The sequence below is a fragment of the Enterobacter sp. 301B genome (assembly GCF_003850715.1).
GTDB lineage: Bacteria > Pseudomonadota > Gammaproteobacteria > Enterobacterales > Enterobacteriaceae > Enterobacter > Enterobacter intestinihominis.
The window spans coordinates 166,498-185,199 of the sequence record NZ_PQTC01000005.1 but is presented as its reverse complement, the minus strand read 5'-3'; the positions used below and the strand labels follow the sequence as shown (position 1 = coordinate 185,199).

Genomic DNA, 18,702 nt, shown 5'->3' with positions numbered 1-18,702 from the left:
GGAGTTATTATTTTTTATACACACGCCGGAGCTGACATGAAAACCAAACTTAACGAACTGCTTGAATTCCCTACCCCTTTTACTTACAAAGTAATGGGTCTGGCGAAACCTGAGCTGGTTGATCAGGTGGTTGAAGTGGTACAGCGCCATGCGCCGGGCGACTACTCTCCATCAGTCAAACCGAGCAGCAAAGGTAACTACCACTCGGTCTCAATCACCATCACTGCGACACACATTGAGCAGGTTGAGACGCTGTACGAAGAGCTCGGCAATATTGAAATTGTTCGTATGGTGCTGTAGTCCTTCTGCGGTTACCCGGTTTGCCGGGTAACCCACTTCCCCGCTGTGATATACTCCCCGTACCTATTCTCCCTTGTCTTCGGAGACATCCTTTTGTACCAGGATAAAATTCTTGTCCGCCATCTTGGGCTACAGCCTTACGAGCCTGTCTCTCAGGCTATGCATGACTTTACCGACAGGCGCGATGACACCACGCCTGATGAAATCTGGCTGGTTGAACACCTGCCGGTGTTCACTCAAGGCCAGGCAGGAAAAGCCGAACATTTATTGATGACGGGCGATATCCCGGTGATCCAGAGCGATCGCGGTGGACAGGTGACCTACCACGGCCCGGGCCAGCAGGTGATGTATGTTCTGCTTAACCTGAAACGCAGAAAGCTGGGCGTGCGTGAGCTCGTGACCTTACTGGAGCAAACCGTGGTCAATACGCTGGCTGAGTACGATATTGACGCTCACCCTCGCGCCGATGCCCCGGGCGTTTATGTGGGAGAGATGAAGATCTGTTCGCTGGGGCTGCGTATCCGCAAAGGCTGCTCGTTCCACGGGCTGGCGCTGAATATCAATATGGATTTGGCCCCCTTCCAGCGCATCAACCCATGTGGGTATGCCGGTATGGAAATGACGCAAATGCGCCAGTGGGTCGATACCGCCACGCCTGACAATATCCGGCCCGTGCTTCTGAAGAACTTTTTAGCACTGCTTAACAATCCCACCTACGAATATATTGCTGCTTAACTTACCTCGGGCAGTGGCTCAATTATTTGACCAGCCACTGCTTAATTACCGCATTTACGCTTTACAATAAACCGCATATTCTATATTTTCGAGTCGCCCATATATTAGCGTCACATATTAATTAGAACCTTAATAGAACCATCGCCGGGTTTCGTGTAACGTGCGTGACAATCACCCAACTGCTTGTTTTCGATAAATAATGGAAACTTACTAAACACTTTACGAATCTCTGCAAGCATAATAAATAAATTCAACTATCATTCATATTGTGAATGGATACGGAGTAAGAGCGTGGAGCCTACTAATTTACCAGCCAAACGCCTGAATGAAACCAGCGGCGAAGATAAGCCGCAAATTTTTCGGACTTTACGTAATATTGATCTCAATTTATTGACTATTTTTGAGGCGGTATATGTCCATAAAGGTATCGTTAATGCTGCGAAAATTCTTAATCTCACGCCCACTGCTATTAGCCAGTCAATTCAAAAATTGCGCGCGATATTTCCCGATCCGTTATTTATTCGTAAAGGCCAGGGCGTAACCCCAACCGCGTACGCCACCCATCTGCATGAGTACATCAGCCAGGGTCTGGAATCAATACTGGGCGCGCTGGATCTCACCGGCAGTTATGATAAGCAACGAACTATCACCATAGGCACCTCTCCCTCAGTGGGCGTTCTGGTCATGCCGGCCATCTATCAGGCGGTGAAACAGCATGCGCCACAGTTGCTTATCCGCAACGTGCCCGTCACCGATCCGGAAACACAGCTGGCGCAATTCCAGACGGACCTGATCATCGACGGCAATAGCTTTACGGCCAGAGCGTTAGGGCATAACGTACTTTATACCGACACTCTGGCGCTCGTTTGTCGTCAGGCTCACCCTGCGTTGAGCGCACCTTTGACGCCAGAAAATTTGCGCCATTACGAACATGCGACATTTATGTCCGAAGGACAGGGTCAGGATCCGCTGCGACAACGTATTGACGAACTGTTCCCGGACCGTCCGATCAGCTTTAGCAGTTACAATATGTTTACCCTCGCGGCCCTGATTGGCAGCAGCGACTTGCTCTGTATCATGCCTGTGCGTCTCTTCACTTTGCTTCAAAAGTGCTGGCCACTGGAGAGCATTCCATTAAGTCAACTTACGACGGAATCTATTGAAATCTCACTGCATTACAACAAGCTAAGCCTGCGCGATCCGGTGCTGGAAAACGTCATCAATGTGATCCGCCAGACTTTTTGATCCGCCTTTCAGCGTAAGGCCCTGCCGCATGCGGGGCAAAAGGCACAAAACAACAACTATTTTACAAATTGGCGACCTGGCAGGCTGCTTTACCGCCCCTTTAAATGATATACTGCCTGTCGTTCGTTCAAAAATAGTTGATAATTACAACATTCCCTTGAATTGAAACGCTTTCCTTCGATATTCGCAACTGGAACACGCACGCTATGAGTAAACCCATTGTGATGGAACGCGGTGTTAAATACCGCGATGCCGATAAAATGGCCCTTATCCCGGTTAAAAACGTGGCTACAGAGCGCGAGGCGCTGTTAAGAAAACCGGAATGGATGAAAATTAAACTTCCGGCTGACTCTTCGCGTATTCAGGGGATCAAAGCGGCGATGCGCAAAAATGGCCTCCACTCTGTCTGTGAAGAGGCCTCCTGCCCTAACCTTGCTGAATGTTTCAATCACGGTACCGCGACGTTTATGATTCTGGGTGCCATCTGCACCCGCCGCTGTCCGTTCTGTGACGTTGCCCATGGCCGTCCTGTTGCGCCTGACGCTAACGAACCGCAAAAACTGGCGCAGACCATTGCCGATATGGCGCTGCGTTATGTTGTTATCACCTCCGTTGACCGTGACGATCTGCGCGATGGCGGTGCTCAGCATTTCGCTGACTGCATTACCGCCATCCGCGAAAAAAGCCCGAACATTAAGATTGAGACGCTGGTGCCGGACTTCCGTGGCCGTATGGACCGCGCGCTCGATATCCTGACCGCGACGCCACCAGACGTGTTCAACCACAACCTGGAGAACGTACCGCGTATCTACCGTCAGGTGCGTCCAGGTGCAGATTACAACTGGTCGCTGAAGCTGCTGGAGCGCTTTAAAGAAGCCCATCCGCATATTCCTACCAAGTCTGGCCTGATGGTGGGACTGGGTGAAACCAACGCTGAGATCATTGAAGTGATGCGCGATCTGCGTCGCCACGGCGTCACCATGCTGACGCTGGGCCAGTACCTACAGCCAAGCCGTCACCACCTGCCTGTACAGCGTTACGTGAGTCCGGATGAGTTCGATGAAATGAAAGCCGAAGCGATGGCGATGGGCTTTACCCACGCTGCGTGCGGTCCGTTTGTTCGCTCCTCTTATCACGCCGATATGCAGGCGAAGGGCGAAGAAGTGAAATAAAGCTGTAAAACTTATTTACAGTAAAACAAAAAACCGGCCTCGTGAGCCGGTTTTTTTATGCAAGCCTTGCAGCATTGCCATTACTCTTTGTGTGAAAGCTTCTGTGCTGCGATGTCATCTTCGGCACTTTTCTTCGCTGCCGCGTCGTCATCGTTCATTGCTTTCTTAAAGCCCTTAATGGCAGCACCCAGGTCTCCACCCAGCGTGCGTAACTTCTTGGTACCGAACAGCAGGACGACCAGTGCGGCAACCACCAGCAGTTTGGTAATACTAATCTCACCCATAAATACCTTCTTTACATGAAACAGGCTGCATTCAGCGCCAAAGAAACCTGAACGTATTAACGGTCATCAGGCGCGCGCACACAATAGCAATCTGTAACAAGGTGAATCAAGCATTGTTGAAAAAAACATCATATTAATTGCGGTGGCGCAAACCTGCGGTTGCGCAGAACAGGTAATTGCTGACGCGCAAGCGTTATTCGTGCTGACGTTATCTCCGTCAGCAGTAAAGCAGGCGCTTCCGCCGCCGCGGCTACGGTCACTCCCAGCGGATCGACAACCCTGCTCTGTCCGATATTTTTATTGCCACATTCACCCGCAGCCACTACATAGCAGGTGGTGTCCAGCGCGCGTGCGGCCAGTAGCGTTACCCAGTGATGCTCCTTAAGCGGTCCTCTGACCCACGCGGCGGGCAGAACCAGCACCTCGGCCCCCTGTAGTGCCAGGTTCAGCGCCAGCTCCGGAAAACGGATATCGTAGCAGGTCATCAGGCCAACCTTAAAACCCTCCACCTCAATCAGCGGCGGAATTACACTCCCCGGATCGACCAGTCGCGACTCCTGGACGCTGAACGCATCATACAGATGAAGTTTGGCGTAGCTTGCGACAATAGCGCCTTCACGTATCGCCACCAGCGTGTTCACCGCCCGCCCCGGCGTGGAGGGAACATGGATAGTCAAAATGGTGGTGAGCGCGTTACCGACGCTTTCGGCCAGCAGTCGTTTCAGAAACGCCCCTTCCAGCATTTGCGCAGACTTTACCGACAGGTCCGGATCGCCATCATCGCGCGCCAGTAACGCTTCAGGAAGCACCAGCAGCGCCGCCCCTTTTTGCTTCGCCTGGTTCATCAGGGAGATGCACTTGTCCGCGTTTTCATTCCAGTCCGGCGTCACCGCAAACTGCCCTACTGCTACATACATAATTGTCTCCCGGTTAAAAACAGCGTTACACTCGACGCACTTACACAGCAAATAGCAGGTATTGACAGTGTTACAACTACTTATAGCCGTTTTTATTGGTGGGGGCACGGGTAGCGTTGCGCGCTGGCTCTTAAGCATGCGGTTTAACCCGCTGCATCAGGCCATTCCGATGGGGACACTGGCGGCAAACCTGATCGGGGCATTTATCATCGGGATGGGGCTGGCGTGGTTTAATCGCATGACCAACATCGACCCTATGTGGAAGGTATTGATTACGACCGGTTTCTGCGGCGGTTTAACGACGTTTTCTACCTTCTCTGCGGAGGTGGTGTTTCTGTTTCAGGAAGGCCGGATGGGCTGGGCGCTGACGAACATTGCCGTTAACATGCTTGGCTCGTTTGCGATGACTGCGATCGCATTCTGGTTATTTTCCTCCGCCAGCGGACATTAAGCGCGACAACCTTAATGTTGGCTTAATTTTTGTCTGTCATTCTTGGCTCAATATTGAACGAGGGTGATAGCATGAGAGAGAATCTGTCAGGCGTGGGTATGGTATTGCTAAGCGTCGCGATCGTCGCCAGCTTTCTGAAGATCTATCTTTTTGGTTGATTCATAACGAAAAAAACCCGCTCATTGAGCGGGTTTTGAAATTCTTGCTGACGCGTCTGAATTACAGAGCGATTACGTTAGCAGCAGAAGGGCCTTTGGCACCGTTAGTGATTTCGAACTCTACGCGCTGACCTTCAGCCAGAGTTTTGAAACCATTAGACTGGATTGCAGAGAAGTGTACGAACACGTCTTTGCTGCCATCTTCAGGAGTAATGAAACCGAATCCTTTGGACTCATTAAACCACTTAACGTTACCTTTAATCTTAGACATCAAAATTACCTTTACATTAAAAAACGACACAAATGCTGTGTCGGGTATCAGTACAACAATTGTGAGGCGTTTTGTCCAGCGGATCTTTGATAAAAAGTGACAAAAGTCGCGTTAATTTTCGCTGTCCGATTTTTATCCTTTACATTTCAATGTCTGTGCGTTTTTTGGCCGATTTACCAGACAAATTCAGTTAAAACTGAAACCGCATCCAGGCAAAGTAAACGTTACCGTTGTTATACGTACCCGGTATGTAGGTCATCTGAAACGTTGCAGGACCATAGCCGATGGAGGCAAGCGGCAACAGTACCGGAACAGGAATGTATTTCCAGTTATCACGCGCCGTGAACCCTGCCGTATAGCCCAGCCCAAGACGGAAGTTGTCGTCTGATAACGGACGCCAGGTTTTTTCCCAGCCGTAGCCACCAATAGGCTCCCATTTATTGTAGGAGTCCTTAAACGCCATCAGGTACAGGCCATGCCAGTTACCTTTTTCATCCCAGCGAGACTGACCGAAACCAGCCCCCCACGGACGCTCGTTATAACGGTCTGTTTTTTCTTTATCGTAGGCAAAACGTGCATGCCACGTAATGGCCGGAATATAGAGATCGTAATGTTCAGGTTCGTTCCATGTTTGCGCAACGTTATCCGTGAAGGTGGTGAACCAGCTTTTATCCGCTGTATTGCTCTGTGCATTAACAGCAGACGCAAATGATAACTGCGCAATAATAAACAATAAAATCAGGGGGAATTTAATTCGTACAATCACAATGCCATTACCATATTTAGTATTCGGTGCAGACCTTAGCACAGAATACTTGAATGAACGCTTAACAGCATGGGTGTTATTCCTAATTACCATCCCGCTCCTGAGAATAGTCTGACGATACATAAACTGCATGCCTGAATAAGCACATGCAGTTGACATTTTTAACGTTGATGTAACAATTTGTAGAGTGCGGGAATAACTAACATCGACAATAACGGTGCAGTAACCATGCCACCAATCATCGGTGCAGCAATACGTTGCATCACCTCCGAGCCACTCCCATTGCCCCACATGATGGGCAGCAGTCCCGCCATAATCGTGGCGACCGTCATCACCTTCGGACGCACGCGCAGCACGGCACCTTCGTGGATCGCCCGCAATAGCACCGTATTTCCCCCTTCTGGCTCAAGCCTGTGATATTTATCAAGCGCATGATTCAAATATAGAACCATAATTACGCCGAATTCTGCTGCCACCCCGGAAAGGGCGATAAAGCCAACGGCCCCCGCCACAGACAAATTATATTCAAGCAGCCATAATAACCACACCCCACCAATAAGCGCGAAAGGCAATGTCCCCATTATTATCAGGACATTTGATATCCGCCTGAAGGTTAACCATAAAAGGATGAATATAATCATCAGCGTGACAGGTAAGACTATTTTAAGCGTCGCGGTCGCCCGTTCCAGATATTCAAACTGCCCGGACCAGGAGAGAGATACGCCCTGCGGCAATAGCACCTTCTCCTCCACCCGTTTTTGCATTTCATCTACGGCGGACTTCAGATCGCGCCCGCGTAAGTCCACGTAGATCCAGCTGGAAAGGCGCGCGTTTTCACTTTTTAGCATCGGTGGGCCTTCCGTCACGACGATATCGGCCAGTTCCCCCAGCGCCACCTGGCTACCGCTGGCGGTTACTACCGGCAACACCCGCAACGTGTCGACGTTATCACGCAAATCGCGGGGATAACGCAGGTTGATGGGGTACCGCTCGCGTCCCTGGATCACCTCACCAATGTTATCGCCCCCGACCAGCGTGGAGACCAGGCTTTGCAGTTCATCGACGGAAACGCCGTAGCGCGCGGCTTTTTGCCGGTCGATACGAATATCCACGTAGCGCCCGCCTTCCAGTCGCTCCGCCAGCGCCGAGGAGACGCCAGGAACGTCCTTCACCACCTGCTCAATCTGCCGGGCCACGCGCTCAATGTCGGCAATATTATTGCCGTTCACCTTAATGCCGACCGGGCTTTTGATCCCGGTTGCCAGCATGTCCAGACGGTTACGGACAGGGGGCACCCACACATTGGCAATGCCCGGCAGCGACACGGTTTTATCGAGCTCCTCCACCAGCTTTTGCGGCGTCATTCCAGGCCGCCACTGCTCGCGGGGCTTAAAGTGGATAGTTGTTTCCAGCATGGTTAATGGCGCGGGATCGGTTGCCGACTCCGCCCGACCAGCTTTGCCAAACACGCTCGCCACCTCCGGTACGCTTTTGATCAAGCGGTCCGTCTGCTGAAGCAGCCGCGATGCCTCGCGAGCAGAGATCCCCGGCAGCGTGGAGGGCATATAGAGTAAATCCCCTTCATCCAGCGGCGGCATAAACTCACTCCCCAGGCGGCTCAGCGGCCAGAGCGTGGCGATCAGCAGCAGACATGCCAGTGCCAGCGTCGTTTTCGGGAAGGTCAGTACCTTATCAAGCAGCGGCTCATACAGGCGGATCAGGAGGCGGTTTATCGGGTTTGCCTTCTCATCCGGGATTTTCCCGCGGATAAAGAAGCCCATTAGCACCGGCACCAGAGTGATCCCAAGCCCGGCGGCCACGGCCATCGACCAGGTTTTGGTGAACGCCAGCGGCGAGAACATTCGCCCCTCCTGCGCTTCCAGCGAAAATACCGGTATAAATGACAGCGTGATGATTAACAGGCTGCAAAACAGCGCCGGTCCCACTTCAACCGCCGCCTTTTCCGCCAGACGCCAGTACTCTCCCGACGCAGGCTCCTTGCCCGGATTATCATGCCGCCACTGCTCCAGCACCTTGTGCATGTTTTCAATCATGACAATTGCCGCATCCACCATCGCTCCGATGGCAATGGCGATCCCGCCGAGCGACATCATATTCGCGTTAATGCCCTGATAGTGCATCACCACAAAAGCCCCGAGGATCCCCAGCGGCAGAGAAACCATCGCCACCAGCGCGGAACGCAGGTGGAACAGGAACAGCGCGCACACCAGTACCACCACGGCAAACTCTTCGAGCAGCTTGTGCGTCAGCGTTTTGACCGACTCCTCAATCAGCGTGGAGCGATCGTAGACCGGAACAATCTCGACGCCCTGCGGCAGCGTTTTTTGCAGCTCGCTCAGTTTCGCTTTTACCGCGCGAAGGGTTTCCAGCGCGTTCTGCCCGTAGCGCATCACGATTACGCCGCCAGCAACCTCCCCTTCACCGTTAAGCTCCGCCACGCCCCGGCGGATCTCCGGGCCAATGCCAATGGTGGCGACATCTTTCAGCAGGACAGGTACGCCATCGCGGGTGGCGATCACCACATTGCGAAAATCCTCCAGCGAGCGCAAATAGCCCGTTGTCCGCACCATATACTCCGCTTCGCCCATCTCCAGCAGGGCGCCGCCGCTCTCTTTATTGGCGGCCTGCACCGCGCCGGATAGCTGGCTGTGGGTAATATTCAGCGCGCGCATTTTCGCCGGGTCCGCCACGATCTGATACTGACGCACCATTCCGCCAATGCTTGCCACTTCTGATACATTCGGTACCGTCTTAAGCTCGAACTTAAGCGTCCAGTCCTGTAGGGCCTGCAGATCTGCCAGGCTGTGTTTTCCACTACGGTCGATCAGCGCATATTCGTAGATCCAGCCCACGCCCGTCGCATCCGGCCCCAGCGACACCTTCACGCCCGGCGGAAACTGCGCCTGTACCTGGCTTAAATATTCCAGCACCCGGGATCGCGCCCAGTAAAGATCGGTACCATCCTCAAACAGCACATACACATAAGCGTCACCAAACATTGAAAAACCGCGCACGGTTTTGGCGCCCGGCACAGACAACATGGAGGTTGTCAGCGGCCAGGTCACCTGATCTTCAATCACCTGCGGCGCTTTCCCGGGGTAACTCGCTTTGATAATGACCTGCACATCAGACAGATCGGGCAACGCGTCCAGCGGCGCGCGCTGCACCGCCCACCAGCCCCAGCTGGCCATCATCAGCGCGGCCAGGATCACCAGCAGGCGGTTACGCAACGAGGCGCGAATCACAGCGGCAATCATGGCGTCACCTCCGGCATCACGCTACGCAGGCTGGCTTCGGAATCAATCAGGAATTGCCCGGACGTCACCACCTTATCGCCCTCTTTGACCCCGGACAGGATCGCCGTCCAGCCCTGCGCCGTCAGGCCGGTTTTCACCGTCACAGGCTGGAAATAACCGTCCCCGGTAGCCAGCAGCAGACGCGCAGACTCTCCGCTGTTAATCACCGCTTCTTCCGGCACCGCCAGCACCGGCGGGCCTTTCAGCTCTTCCGCACGCCTGACGGAGAGGTACATGCCCGGCTTCAGCTTATGTGCGGAATTTTCCAGCACGATACGGGCTTTCAGGGTTCGCGTGGCCGCCTCCATCTGCGGCAGCAATTCGCTGACCGTGCCGTGGAACTGCTCCCCCGGCCAGCTTTCTGAGGTTGCTACCACCTTGCTGCCCACCGCCAGAGACTGCGCCTGCGTTTGCGGGTAGTCGACCACCAGCCAGACCGGATCGAGGCTGGCGATCTCAAACAGCGGCGCCGTTGCGGTGATTTGCGCCCCTTCCCGCACGTCCAGCTTCACCACATAGCCCGCCCGGTTGGTGCGCAGAATGAGCGTGGTCTGCGGCTTACCGCTACGCTCCAGCAAACGAATGACCTCTTCTGGCATAAACTGCAACGCCAGCCGCTCGCGTGCGGCGCGGGTCAATGCGGCATCGCCAAGCTGACGAACCGCGAGATACTCCTGCTGGGCGGCGGTCCACTGCGGGATCCACAGTTGCGCCAGCGCCTCTCCGGCTTTTACCTGCTGCTGCGGCGCATTAACAAACAATTTTGACACCACGCCATTGGCCGGGGCTGACAACACCGAGACGTTACGTTCATCCGTTGCAACCGTGGCAAAGGCCGAGAACGGCGAAACCAGCTGGCGCATCTCAACGTTGGCGGTTTTCATCCCCAGGTTTTGCTGCTGTTGAGTGCTGATGGCCACGCCTGACGCCGCCTGCGCTTCATCGGCGTAGCGTGGGACCAGATCCATATCCATAAAGGGGGATTTACCCGGCTTATCGAAGCGCTGACCGGGCACCATGGGGTCGTACCAGTAAAGCACCTTGCGTTCTGAGGGTTGTGAAGCCGCATCCGGCTGATGCGTCTGCTTCTGTCCGACAAAATAGCCGCCAACGGCAGCTATCGCGATGGCAATCGCCATTAACGTTGTTTTTTTCATTGCGCCAGCTCCTGCGGGATCAGCCAGTTCACGGCAGCCCAGGTTCGCGCCATTTCGCGCTCCGCCTGGTTCACCGCCAGTTCCGTATCCAGTACGCCACGACGCGCCTCCAGCAGGGCCGGAAGCGCCGACTGTCCAGAACGATATTGCGCCGTCAGCACCGCCAGCCGTTGTCGCTGCAACGGTAGTACCTCATCCCGCTGACGCTGCCACACCGTTTGCGCAGCCTGATACTGCGCCACCAGCGTTTGCACCTGGGCAATGTGTTCGCGTTTGAGCAGCGTCAGTTGATCCACCGCCTGCATTGAGCGGGAAACATCGGCGGCGTAATCCTTGTCCTGACGTTTTGACTGGAACAAAGGCAGATCCACGCTGAACATCACGCCAGCCATATCGTCATAGCCTTCGGCGCGGTGGGCGTAATAGACCTCCACATCCACATCGGGTATCGCTGCCACGGCAGATTGCGCTGAACGCGCTTTCGCGGTCTCTGCTTCACGTCGCGCGGCCTCTACTTCCGGGTGTCTGGCAATCCCCTCCTGCAACGTTTTTTCATCGGCAGGAAGGCGCTGATAGCGCGGCAGCGGACCGCGAACCGCCGTAATAGCGTGCCCTGTTAGCTCCAGCAGACGGCTTTGCGCCAGCTGCACATCCCGCTGCGCCAGCGTCTCTTTGTCGCGCATGGCGCTGAGGATCATTTGCAGGGCCAGTACGCTGTCCGGCGTTGCGCCTCCCGCCCCGACGCTCGCCTTCTGCACGCCCCGCTGGCGTTCCGTTTCACGGACCAGCGTTCTGGCCGTTTTCAGCGCCTGCTGTGCCAGCGCCAGATCCAGCCAGGCCTGGGCGGTATCACGCTGAAGCGCGGCACGTACGGCCTCGGATTTTGCCAGCACGCTTCGCGCCTGCGCCTGAAAAGTCTGTGCTTTACGTTCCCGCTTCTCTGAGCTGACGTAGCTTTGCATGATGCCAACCTTCTGCATGGTCATCCCTTCGCGCGTAAGCCGCCGATCGTTGCTGCCCTGTACCGGCACGTTTTCAATACCGAATTTCAGTTTTGGATCAGGTAATTGCGTGGCGGAATCCGCCATCGCATCCAGCGCCTGCGCTTCGTTACGGCTGGCGGAGAGTTCTGCCGAGTAGCGCTGGGCTTCGGTCAGGGTGTGTTCGAGCGTCCACGGCTCCGCCTGCGCGGCGGAGGTTAACAGGCCGAACAACACCCCACCGAGCCACAGGCTCAGTGAGTGTTGTTTCATGGTGACCTCGCTTAGCGCGCTGGCGTCAGCGAGATAATCTGGAAACCGTCACCCGCACGCTCAAGCGTGAAGGTCACCTCATCCCCCGGTTTGGCGCCATTCAGCGTGGCGCCGGCAGATAAAGTAAACGGCATGGTCATCGCTGGCCATTTTAGTTCCGGTATGGCCTCGTGACGGAGCATGACGGCATTGTCAGAGATCGACTGAACCACGCCGCGGCCCTGCCAGGTCTGGTTTGCCTGAACGGTATAAGAAGCGAAAGAGATGGACGCGCCAACCAGCGCGGAAAGGAATAGGGTACGCATGATAAAACTCCTGTTAAACGTTAAGTAAATAAAATCAACGAATTAACAGGTTTTTACTCCCGAAACCGGCAATAGCGGATCGTTGCCGGCGGCCCCACAGCAGGAGGGGTAACAGACCACGCAGAATGGCTTGCAGATGAACACTCTGGCGTCGTTAAGGTCAGCGTCATGGCGGCAGGCAGCGCCACCAGATGCGGCTGGGCAGGATCTTTTTGTACCTGATCCGGCACACAATGTTTTTCACACAGCGGTGAAGCACCGGCAGCATAATGCGGCCCCGGTTCCGCCATCATATCCATATGCTGGATGGTGGCCACCTCACCGCGCAAATCCATTGAACATTGATGGGAGGCGACGGCCACCTGACTCTGGATTAACAGCCAGCCAAACGCCAGCAAAAACATCAGCAGATGTTTTTTGATAAAGCGCAGGCGATACGTCCAGCTGGCGTGCATATTCAGATCGTCGGATAGGGTAAAAGTGAACCGAGTATAAGCAGGCAAAAGAATGAAAGAGAAGTAGTTTTAAAGAGATTTACGTTTTTAAATCGATTGTCGGCAAGTAATACTCAAAACCTTAACACTTCACCATCAATTTAATGACATATAATATCTATTCATCAGGTCAATAACGTCTTAATATAAATGACGCAGGGTTAGCAAAAATATCGTCATCATTGCCTTTAGTAGTCTCTTTCTTGATTTTAATCAGCAAGGACTGGCCATTTATTCGGCACATTTCAGGCTTCTTTTTTATTGATTATTTGTCTCTCGGGCAGCAAGGATACAGGGGAAATCATGCTTACTTTTCTCGAACTCCTCATTGGAGTCGTGGTCATTGTCGGTGTAGCACGCTACATCATTAAAGGTTACTCAGCCACCGGCGTGCTATTTGTCGGCGGCCTGACGCTGCTGATCATTAGCGCGCTAATGGGTCATCAGGTTTTACCCGCCAGCGAAGCCAGCACCGGATATACCGCTACCGATATTGTGGAATATATAAAAATTCTGCTGATGAGCCGCGGCGGCGACCTGGGCATGATGATCATGATGCTCTGCGGATTTGCTGCCTATATGACCCATATCGGTGCGAATGATATGGTGGTGAAGCTGGCTTCTAAGCCGCTGCAATATATTAACTCCCCCTATCTGCTGATGGTCGCGGCTTATTTCCTGGCCTGTCTGATGTCATTAGCCGTTTCCTCAGCAACGGGCCTTGGCGTGCTGTTAATGGCGACGTTATTCCCGGTAATGGTTAACGTCGGGATCAGCCGTGGCGCAGCGGCGGCTATTTGCGCCTCTCCGGCGGCGATTATTCTCTCCCCTACTTCCGGTGACGTGGTGCTGGCCGCGAAAGCCGCGGAAATGTCGCTGATTGACTTCGCCTTCAAAACTACACTGCCAATCTCCATCACCGCTATTCTCGGCATGGGCGTGGCGCATTTCTTCTGGCAACGCTACCTCGATAAGAAAGAGAACGTCAGCCATGAGATGATGGACGTCAGTGAAATCACCACTACCGCCCCGGCGTTTTATTCCATCCTGCCCTTCACGCCGATTATTGGCGTGCTTATTTTTGACGGCAAATGGGGCCCTCAGCTGCACATCATCACTATCCTGGTGATCTGTATGCTGCTGGCGGCCATCCTGGAATTTGTTCGTGGCTTTAATACCCAGAAGGTGTTCACGGGTCTTGAAGTCGCCTTCCGCGGCATGGCGGATGCCTTCGCGGGCGTGGTGATGCTGCTGGTTGCCGCAGGGGTGTTTGCTCAGGGGCTGAGCACAATCGGCTTTATCCAGAGCCTGATCTCTATCGCCACCTCGTTCGGCTCGGCCAGCATTATCCTGATGCTGGTGCTGGTGGTACTGACCATGCTGGCGGCGATGACTACCGGCTCCGGTAACGCGCCGTTCTATGCGTTTGTTGAGATGATCCCTAAGCTGGCACACTCCTCCGGCATCAACCCAGCTTACCTGTCCATTCCGATGCTCCAGGCCTCCAACCTGGGTCGTACCATTTCTCCGGTATCGGGCGTGGTGGTTGCGGTTGCAGGGATGGCAAAAATCTCTCCGTTTGAAGTGGTAAAACGCACGTCAGTACCGGTGCTGGTTGGCCTGATTATCGTTATTATCGCCACCGAAGTGCTGGTTCCCGGCGCTGCCTAAGCGAAATTCCTGCTTTCCAAAAAGCGCCTGCGGGCGCTTTTTGTGCTTTAATAACCTCCAGAAATTAATCGCGCCCAACCAATCAGGAAAGCAAATGTTCAGGAAGGATATCGTTATCCCGTCTGGCGCAGTAGCGCTTGCACTCTGTGTCTTCTCAATTCAGGCAGATCCGCTTAAGCCAACCCAGTACGGCGATTTCGATCGCTACGTTCTGGCTCTTTCCTGGCAAACGGGATTTTGCCAGAGTATGGTCGAACGCAACCGTGACGAACCGGAAGAGTGTCGCCTGCAAAAAGAGAGCAGCAACAAAACCGATTTTCTGACCGTCCACGGCTTATGGCCAGCGCTGCCGAAATCTATTGCCGCTCGCGGAGTGGATGAACGCCGCTGGATGCGCTTCGGCTGTGCCACTCGTCCGGTTCCGAATTTGCCGGAAGCAAAAGCCAGCCGCAAATGTGACGCCGCAGAGACCGGACTATCGCTAACGGGCGCGGCGAAGCTGAACAGCGTGATGCCCGGCGCGGGCGGCAACTCCTGCCTTGAACGTTATGAATACGCGAAACACGGCGTCTGCTTTGGTTTTGATCCCGACGCTTACTTCGGCACCATGGTGCGCATGAACCAGGAAGTGAAAAATAGTGCGGTTGGGGAATTTCTGGCGGAAAACTATGGCAAGACCGTCCGCCGTAGCGATTTTGATGCAGCCGTGGCCAAAAGCTGGGGGAAACAGAACGTAAAAGCGTTCAAGCTTACCTGCCATGGCAATCCGGCTTATCTGACCGAGATGCAGATCTCGCTAAAATCCAGCACCATTAACAACTCGCTCTCAGCCAGCACCTTTGCGCCACAGCCGCATCCGGGCAACTGCGGCAAACAGTTTGTTATCGATAAAGCTGGTTACTGATTGTTCCTGCGCGCATCCGGGCGTACCAGATCGAAGCGATGGCTGTCGCTGATGCCGTAGTAGGCGGACGGTCCACCCGCACGCAGAATGGGCTGCGCTTTCGCGGTCTGGTAAATCCCCTCTTCCAGCAAACTCTCAGCGATATGGACGCCCACCACTTCGCCGAGCACCAGCCAGGTATCAATCGGTGTCCCATCCGCGCCGGTCAACTGAATGCACTGTGACAATCGACACTCGAAATTCACCGGGCTTTCCGCCACGCGCGGCGAGCTCACAAGCTGGCTGGCTACGGGCGTCAGGCCGGCAAAGGTAAATTCATCCTCGCCATGAGGGAGTGTGGCGGAGGTTTCATTCATCGCCTCAGCCAGATCGCGCGTTGCGAGGTTCCAGACAAACTCTTCCGTTTCGGTAATATTCCGCACGCTATCCTTCCAGCCGTTGCTGGAAAAACCAATGATCGGTGGGCGATAGTTAAAGCAGTTAAAGAAGCTGTACGGGGCAAGGTTCAGTTGACCGGCCTTATCACAGGATGAAATCCAGCCAATCGGACGTGGACCGATAATGGCGTTCAGCGGGTCGTGCGGCAGGCCGTGCCCCTGAGACGGTTGGTAAAAGTACATATCGCTCTCTCTACGCTGGGGCTGCAACGCGCATTGCCCGGTTTAAGTTTTACCAGCGTAACGAAATTTCCGTTCAGCGTGAATCGGGATGCCGGGTTTATTGCCAAAAATTCATATGGCGCACGAATGTGACCTTCATCACTTCAAACTTAGGGTTTCAGACAGTATCATCAGATAAGTTAAACCCTCGCTGCCAGACGGCGAGGGTTTTCTTTTGGATTGGTTTCTGCGTTACACGCAGCATTAACGACATGGAGTAAAAATGTCCAGACCTACGATTATCATCAATGAACTCGACGCAGAACGTATTGACCGACTGTTGGAGAAACCAGAATTCGCCTCGCTGCCGGTTGCCGATGCGCTGAACGAAGAGCTAGACCGGGCGCAAATGTGTACGCCTGAGACCATGCCGCATGATGTGGTCACCATGAACAGCCAGGTGAAGTTCCGCAACCTGACCACCGGGGAGGAACTCACCCGTACGCTGGTCTATCCGGCGCAGATGACCGACAGCAGCATGCAGCTTTCGGTGCTGGCACCCGTGGGCGCGGCGCTGCTTGGACTGCGCACGGGCGATACTATCCACTGGGAACTCCCGGGCGGCGCCTCAGCCCATCTGGAAGTGCTTGAGCTGCTCTACCAGCCCGAAGCCGCTGGCGATTACCTGCGTTAATCCCTTCTGAACAAGCGACCCCGCTTTGCACAGAGGATGCACCTGCATCCTCTTTCCGCAAATTCACCGATTGTCTTATATCGGACAAAAACCGCTTAATCCACGCTTACTCTGTTGTAGTGCCGTGGGGACGAAACCTCACACAACGCCGCTGGGGAAGGCATTCACCAGTCCCTTCACTTTCTGCTGCGCTGCCTCCGGGGTATCTGCGCCAGGCACCAGGATCACCTTGCGGCACTCCTCCTCCCGTTTTTCGAAGATCTTATAGGCGCGTTCCGCATCAGCCAGCGGAAGATAGTGGGTCACAATATCTTCTGGGGTAAGCAGCCCCTTTTCGATGAGCGGCAGCAGCTCTCCCAGCCAGGCATGGACGTGGGTCTGCCCCATCTTAAAGCTCAGCCCTTTATCGAAGGCATCGCCAAACAGGAAGCCGTGAATAAAACCGGCGTACACGCCCGGCACGCTGACCACGCCGCCGCGTCGCACCGCAGCAATGCATTGGCGCAGGGCTTTGCCGCTGCTGCCTTCAATTTTCAGGTTACTGAGGATCGTTTCCGTCGTGCTGCCTTTGGCCTCAAACCCGACGGCATCAATCACCGCATCCACCCCGCGCTGCCCGGCCGTTTGCTCAATGATTTTCTCCGCCGCGTCGTTATCATCATCAAAGTTAATCGGGATCGCGCCGTAGCGCTCCTGGGCAAACCGCAGACGATAGGGATGATGGTCAACCACAAAAATCTGCTCTGCGCCGAGAAGCCGCGCGCAGGCAATGGTCAGTAACCCCACCGGCCCGGCCCCGAATACGGCGACGCTGGAGCCTTTCTGGATCTGCGCATTTTTCGCCGCCTGCCAGGCGGTAGGCAGAATATCTGACAGGAAAAGCGCTTTGTCGTCTGACAGCAGCTGAGGCACTTTAAACGGCCCTACGTTGCCTTTCGGCACGCGCACATACTCCGCCTGTCCGCCCGGCACGCCGCCGTAAAGATGGCTGTAGCCAAACAGCGCGGCAGGGGCGGGAATTTGCTTTTTGTTCAGCGCCGCGCCCTGCCCGCGGTTCGTGTTTTCGCAGGCCGCGTACTGTTGCATCTGGCAAAAGAAACAGTCACCGCAGGCAATCACAAACGGGATCACCACCCGGTCACCTTTCTGCACGTTCTTCACTTCGCTCCCGCACTCCACCACCTCGCCCATAAATTCATGACCAAAGATATCGCCGTGCTGGACCTTGGGAATTTTTCCGCGATAAAGATGCAAATCAGAACCACAGATCGCCGTGGCCGTTACGCGCAGGATGATATCGTCAGGCTGTTCGATGCCCGGATCGGGGACATTATCGACCCGAACATGATGTGGACCGTGATAGGTGAGAGCTTTCATGCAACCTCCGAAAGGGTGTGGGTAAGCTTATAAAAGGGTAGCTACCTCTCGGGATATGCCCCGGAATCCGGCTGTTTTGAGATTTATCCTGGCGAGATAAAAGTGCTGTCGGGATTACAGAAACCATTTATATTTTGTGGTTGAATGATTGCAGCGTTTATAAACAAGGAGAAACGGGTATGTATCAAACAATCATTATGCCGGTTGATGTTTTCGAAATGGAACTGAGTGATAAAGCTGTACGTCATGCGGAATTTCTCGCGCAGCAGGACGGAGTTATTCATCTTCTGCATGTTTTACCGGGCACTGCCAGCCTGAGCCTGCATCGTTTCGCTGCTGATGTGCGTCGTTTTGAAGAGCATTTACAGCATGAAGCCGAGACACGCCTGCAAACCATGGTCGGGCACTTCAGCATCGATCCTTCCCGCATCAAAACCCACGTCCGGTTCGGTAGCGTGCGTGACACCGTTAATGAGCTGGCCGCGGAGCTGAACGCAGACGTGGTGGTGATTGGTTCGCGCAACCCGTCTATCACCACTCACCTGCTGGGGTCGAACGCCTCCAGCGTGATCCGCCACACCCACATTCCGGTGATGGTCGTCAGATAAAAAAAGAGGCCACCTTTTGGTGGC

At 54.4% G+C, this 18,702-nt stretch carries 20 protein-coding genes; 9 read left to right on the top strand and 11 right to left on the bottom strand.

The window, feature by feature from the left end:
- The first annotated feature begins 36 nt into the window (after nucleotides 1-36).
- From ybeD to lipA, 4 genes are all read left to right on the top strand, one after another.
- The gene (gene ybeD, locus C3451_RS07820; RefSeq protein ID WP_003858718.1) at nucleotides 37-300 is read left to right on the top strand and encodes a DUF493 family protein YbeD; all 264 of its coding nucleotides are present in this window, start codon (nucleotides 37-39) and stop codon (nucleotides 298-300) included.
- Between the two features lie 93 nt (nucleotides 301-393).
- Complete coding sequence (lipB, locus tag C3451_RS07815) at nucleotides 394-1,035, top strand: lipoyl(octanoyl) transferase LipB (protein ID WP_023299587.1); 642 nt, start codon at nucleotides 394-396, stop codon at nucleotides 1,033-1,035.
- Between the two features lie 291 nt (nucleotides 1,036-1,326).
- Entirely contained in the window at nucleotides 1,327-2,280 is a 954-nt protein-coding gene (locus tag C3451_RS07810; protein WP_124304282.1) for a YbeF family transcriptional regulator, read from the top strand.
- A 206-nt stretch (nucleotides 2,281-2,486) separates the two neighbouring features.
- Complete coding sequence (gene lipA, locus C3451_RS07805) at nucleotides 2,487-3,452, top strand: lipoyl synthase (protein ID WP_006809637.1); 966 nt, start codon at nucleotides 2,487-2,489, stop codon at nucleotides 3,450-3,452.
- 80 nt (nucleotides 3,453-3,532) lie between these two features.
- On the opposite strand, the gene tatE is transcribed toward lipA, so the two are convergent.
- Together tatE and C3451_RS07795 are read right to left on the bottom strand one after the other, a co-directional pair.
- The gene (gene tatE / locus C3451_RS07800; RefSeq protein WP_022647424.1) at nucleotides 3,533-3,736 is read right to left on the bottom strand and encodes a twin-arginine translocase subunit TatE; all 204 of its coding nucleotides are present in this window, start codon (nucleotides 3,734-3,736) and stop codon (nucleotides 3,533-3,535) included.
- A gap of 128 nt (nucleotides 3,737-3,864) precedes the next feature.
- On the bottom strand, nucleotides 3,865-4,653 hold the full coding sequence (locus C3451_RS07795; protein WP_022647423.1) for a deaminated glutathione amidase: 789 nt from the start codon (nucleotides 4,651-4,653) through the stop codon (nucleotides 3,865-3,867).
- Nucleotides 4,654-4,720: 67 nt separating this feature from the next.
- On the opposite strand from C3451_RS07795, the gene crcB reads away from it, so the two are divergent.
- The gene (crcB, locus tag C3451_RS07790) at nucleotides 4,721-5,104 is read left to right on the top strand and encodes a fluoride efflux transporter CrcB (RefSeq protein ID WP_017382474.1); all 384 of its coding nucleotides are present in this window, start codon (nucleotides 4,721-4,723) and stop codon (nucleotides 5,102-5,104) included.
- Nucleotides 5,105-5,323: 219 nt separating this feature from the next.
- On the opposite strand, the gene cspE is transcribed toward crcB, so the two are convergent.
- The 7 genes from cspE to C3451_RS07755 form a co-directional block, all read right to left on the bottom strand.
- Nucleotides 5,324-5,533, bottom strand: a complete 210-nt coding sequence (cspE, locus tag C3451_RS07785) for a transcription antiterminator/RNA stability regulator CspE (protein WP_002439184.1) — start codon at nucleotides 5,531-5,533, stop codon at nucleotides 5,324-5,326.
- 190 nt (nucleotides 5,534-5,723) lie between these two features.
- Nucleotides 5,724-6,299, bottom strand: coding sequence for a lipid IV(A) palmitoyltransferase PagP (gene pagP, locus C3451_RS07780; RefSeq protein ID WP_032621658.1), 576 nt, complete (start codon nucleotides 6,297-6,299; stop codon nucleotides 5,724-5,726).
- Nucleotides 6,300-6,460: 161 nt separating this feature from the next.
- Nucleotides 6,461-9,577, bottom strand: a complete 3,117-nt coding sequence (locus C3451_RS07775) for an efflux RND transporter permease subunit (RefSeq protein ID WP_045621807.1) — start codon at nucleotides 9,575-9,577, stop codon at nucleotides 6,461-6,463.
- Nucleotides 9,574-10,773 (bottom strand): efflux RND transporter periplasmic adaptor subunit, encoded by a 1,200-nt coding sequence (locus C3451_RS07770; RefSeq protein WP_045621814.1) that lies wholly within the window; start codon nucleotides 10,771-10,773, stop codon nucleotides 9,574-9,576. Before C3451_RS07770 ends, C3451_RS07775 begins: the two co-directional genes overlap by 4 nt.
- Complete coding sequence (locus C3451_RS07765) at nucleotides 10,770-12,026, bottom strand: TolC family protein (protein WP_045621817.1); 1,257 nt, start codon at nucleotides 12,024-12,026, stop codon at nucleotides 10,770-10,772. The genes C3451_RS07770 and C3451_RS07765 overlap by 4 nt, the downstream gene beginning before the upstream one ends.
- Before the next feature lie 11 nt (nucleotides 12,027-12,037).
- Nucleotides 12,038-12,331 carry a copper-binding protein gene (locus C3451_RS07760; RefSeq protein WP_023299583.1) on the bottom strand — a complete coding sequence of 98 codons (294 nt, stop codon included), beginning with the start codon at nucleotides 12,329-12,331 and terminating at the stop codon, nucleotides 12,038-12,040.
- A 53-nt stretch (nucleotides 12,332-12,384) separates the two neighbouring features.
- A complete protein-coding gene (locus C3451_RS07755) occupies nucleotides 12,385-12,786 on the bottom strand; it encodes a hypothetical protein (RefSeq protein WP_023305682.1) in 402 nt (133 codons plus the stop codon).
- A 342-nt stretch (nucleotides 12,787-13,128) separates the two neighbouring features.
- Between C3451_RS07755 and dcuC the strand changes: the two genes are divergently transcribed.
- Nucleotides 13,129-14,496, top strand: coding sequence for an anaerobic C4-dicarboxylate transporter DcuC (dcuC, locus tag C3451_RS07750; protein ID WP_017382481.1), 1,368 nt, complete (start codon nucleotides 13,129-13,131; stop codon nucleotides 14,494-14,496).
- Between the two features lie 94 nt (nucleotides 14,497-14,590).
- Complete coding sequence (gene rna / locus C3451_RS07745; RefSeq protein WP_023299580.1) at nucleotides 14,591-15,400, top strand: ribonuclease I; 810 nt, start codon at nucleotides 14,591-14,593, stop codon at nucleotides 15,398-15,400.
- Here the strand turns inward: rna and C3451_RS07740 are convergent.
- The gene (locus tag C3451_RS07740; protein WP_023299579.1) at nucleotides 15,394-16,020 is read right to left on the bottom strand and encodes a flavin reductase family protein; all 627 of its coding nucleotides are present in this window, start codon (nucleotides 16,018-16,020) and stop codon (nucleotides 15,394-15,396) included. The two genes, rna and C3451_RS07740, sit on opposite strands and share 7 nt — an antisense overlap.
- A 262-nt stretch (nucleotides 16,021-16,282) precedes the next feature.
- Between C3451_RS07740 and rnk the strand changes: the two genes are divergently transcribed.
- The gene (rnk, locus tag C3451_RS07735) at nucleotides 16,283-16,693 is read left to right on the top strand and encodes a nucleoside diphosphate kinase regulator (RefSeq protein ID WP_022647414.1); all 411 of its coding nucleotides are present in this window, start codon (nucleotides 16,283-16,285) and stop codon (nucleotides 16,691-16,693) included.
- Between the two features lie 138 nt (nucleotides 16,694-16,831).
- Here the strand turns inward: rnk and C3451_RS07730 are convergent, their stop codons facing one another.
- Entirely contained in the window at nucleotides 16,832-18,070 is a 1,239-nt protein-coding gene (locus C3451_RS07730; RefSeq protein ID WP_045621820.1) for a zinc-dependent alcohol dehydrogenase, read from the bottom strand.
- Between the two features lie 179 nt (nucleotides 18,071-18,249).
- Here C3451_RS07730 and uspG point away from each other — a divergent pair, with 179 nt between their 5' ends.
- Entirely contained in the window at nucleotides 18,250-18,678 is a 429-nt protein-coding gene (gene uspG / locus C3451_RS07725; RefSeq protein ID WP_045621822.1) for a universal stress protein UspG, read from the top strand.
- Nucleotides 18,679-18,702: the final 24 nt, after the last annotated feature.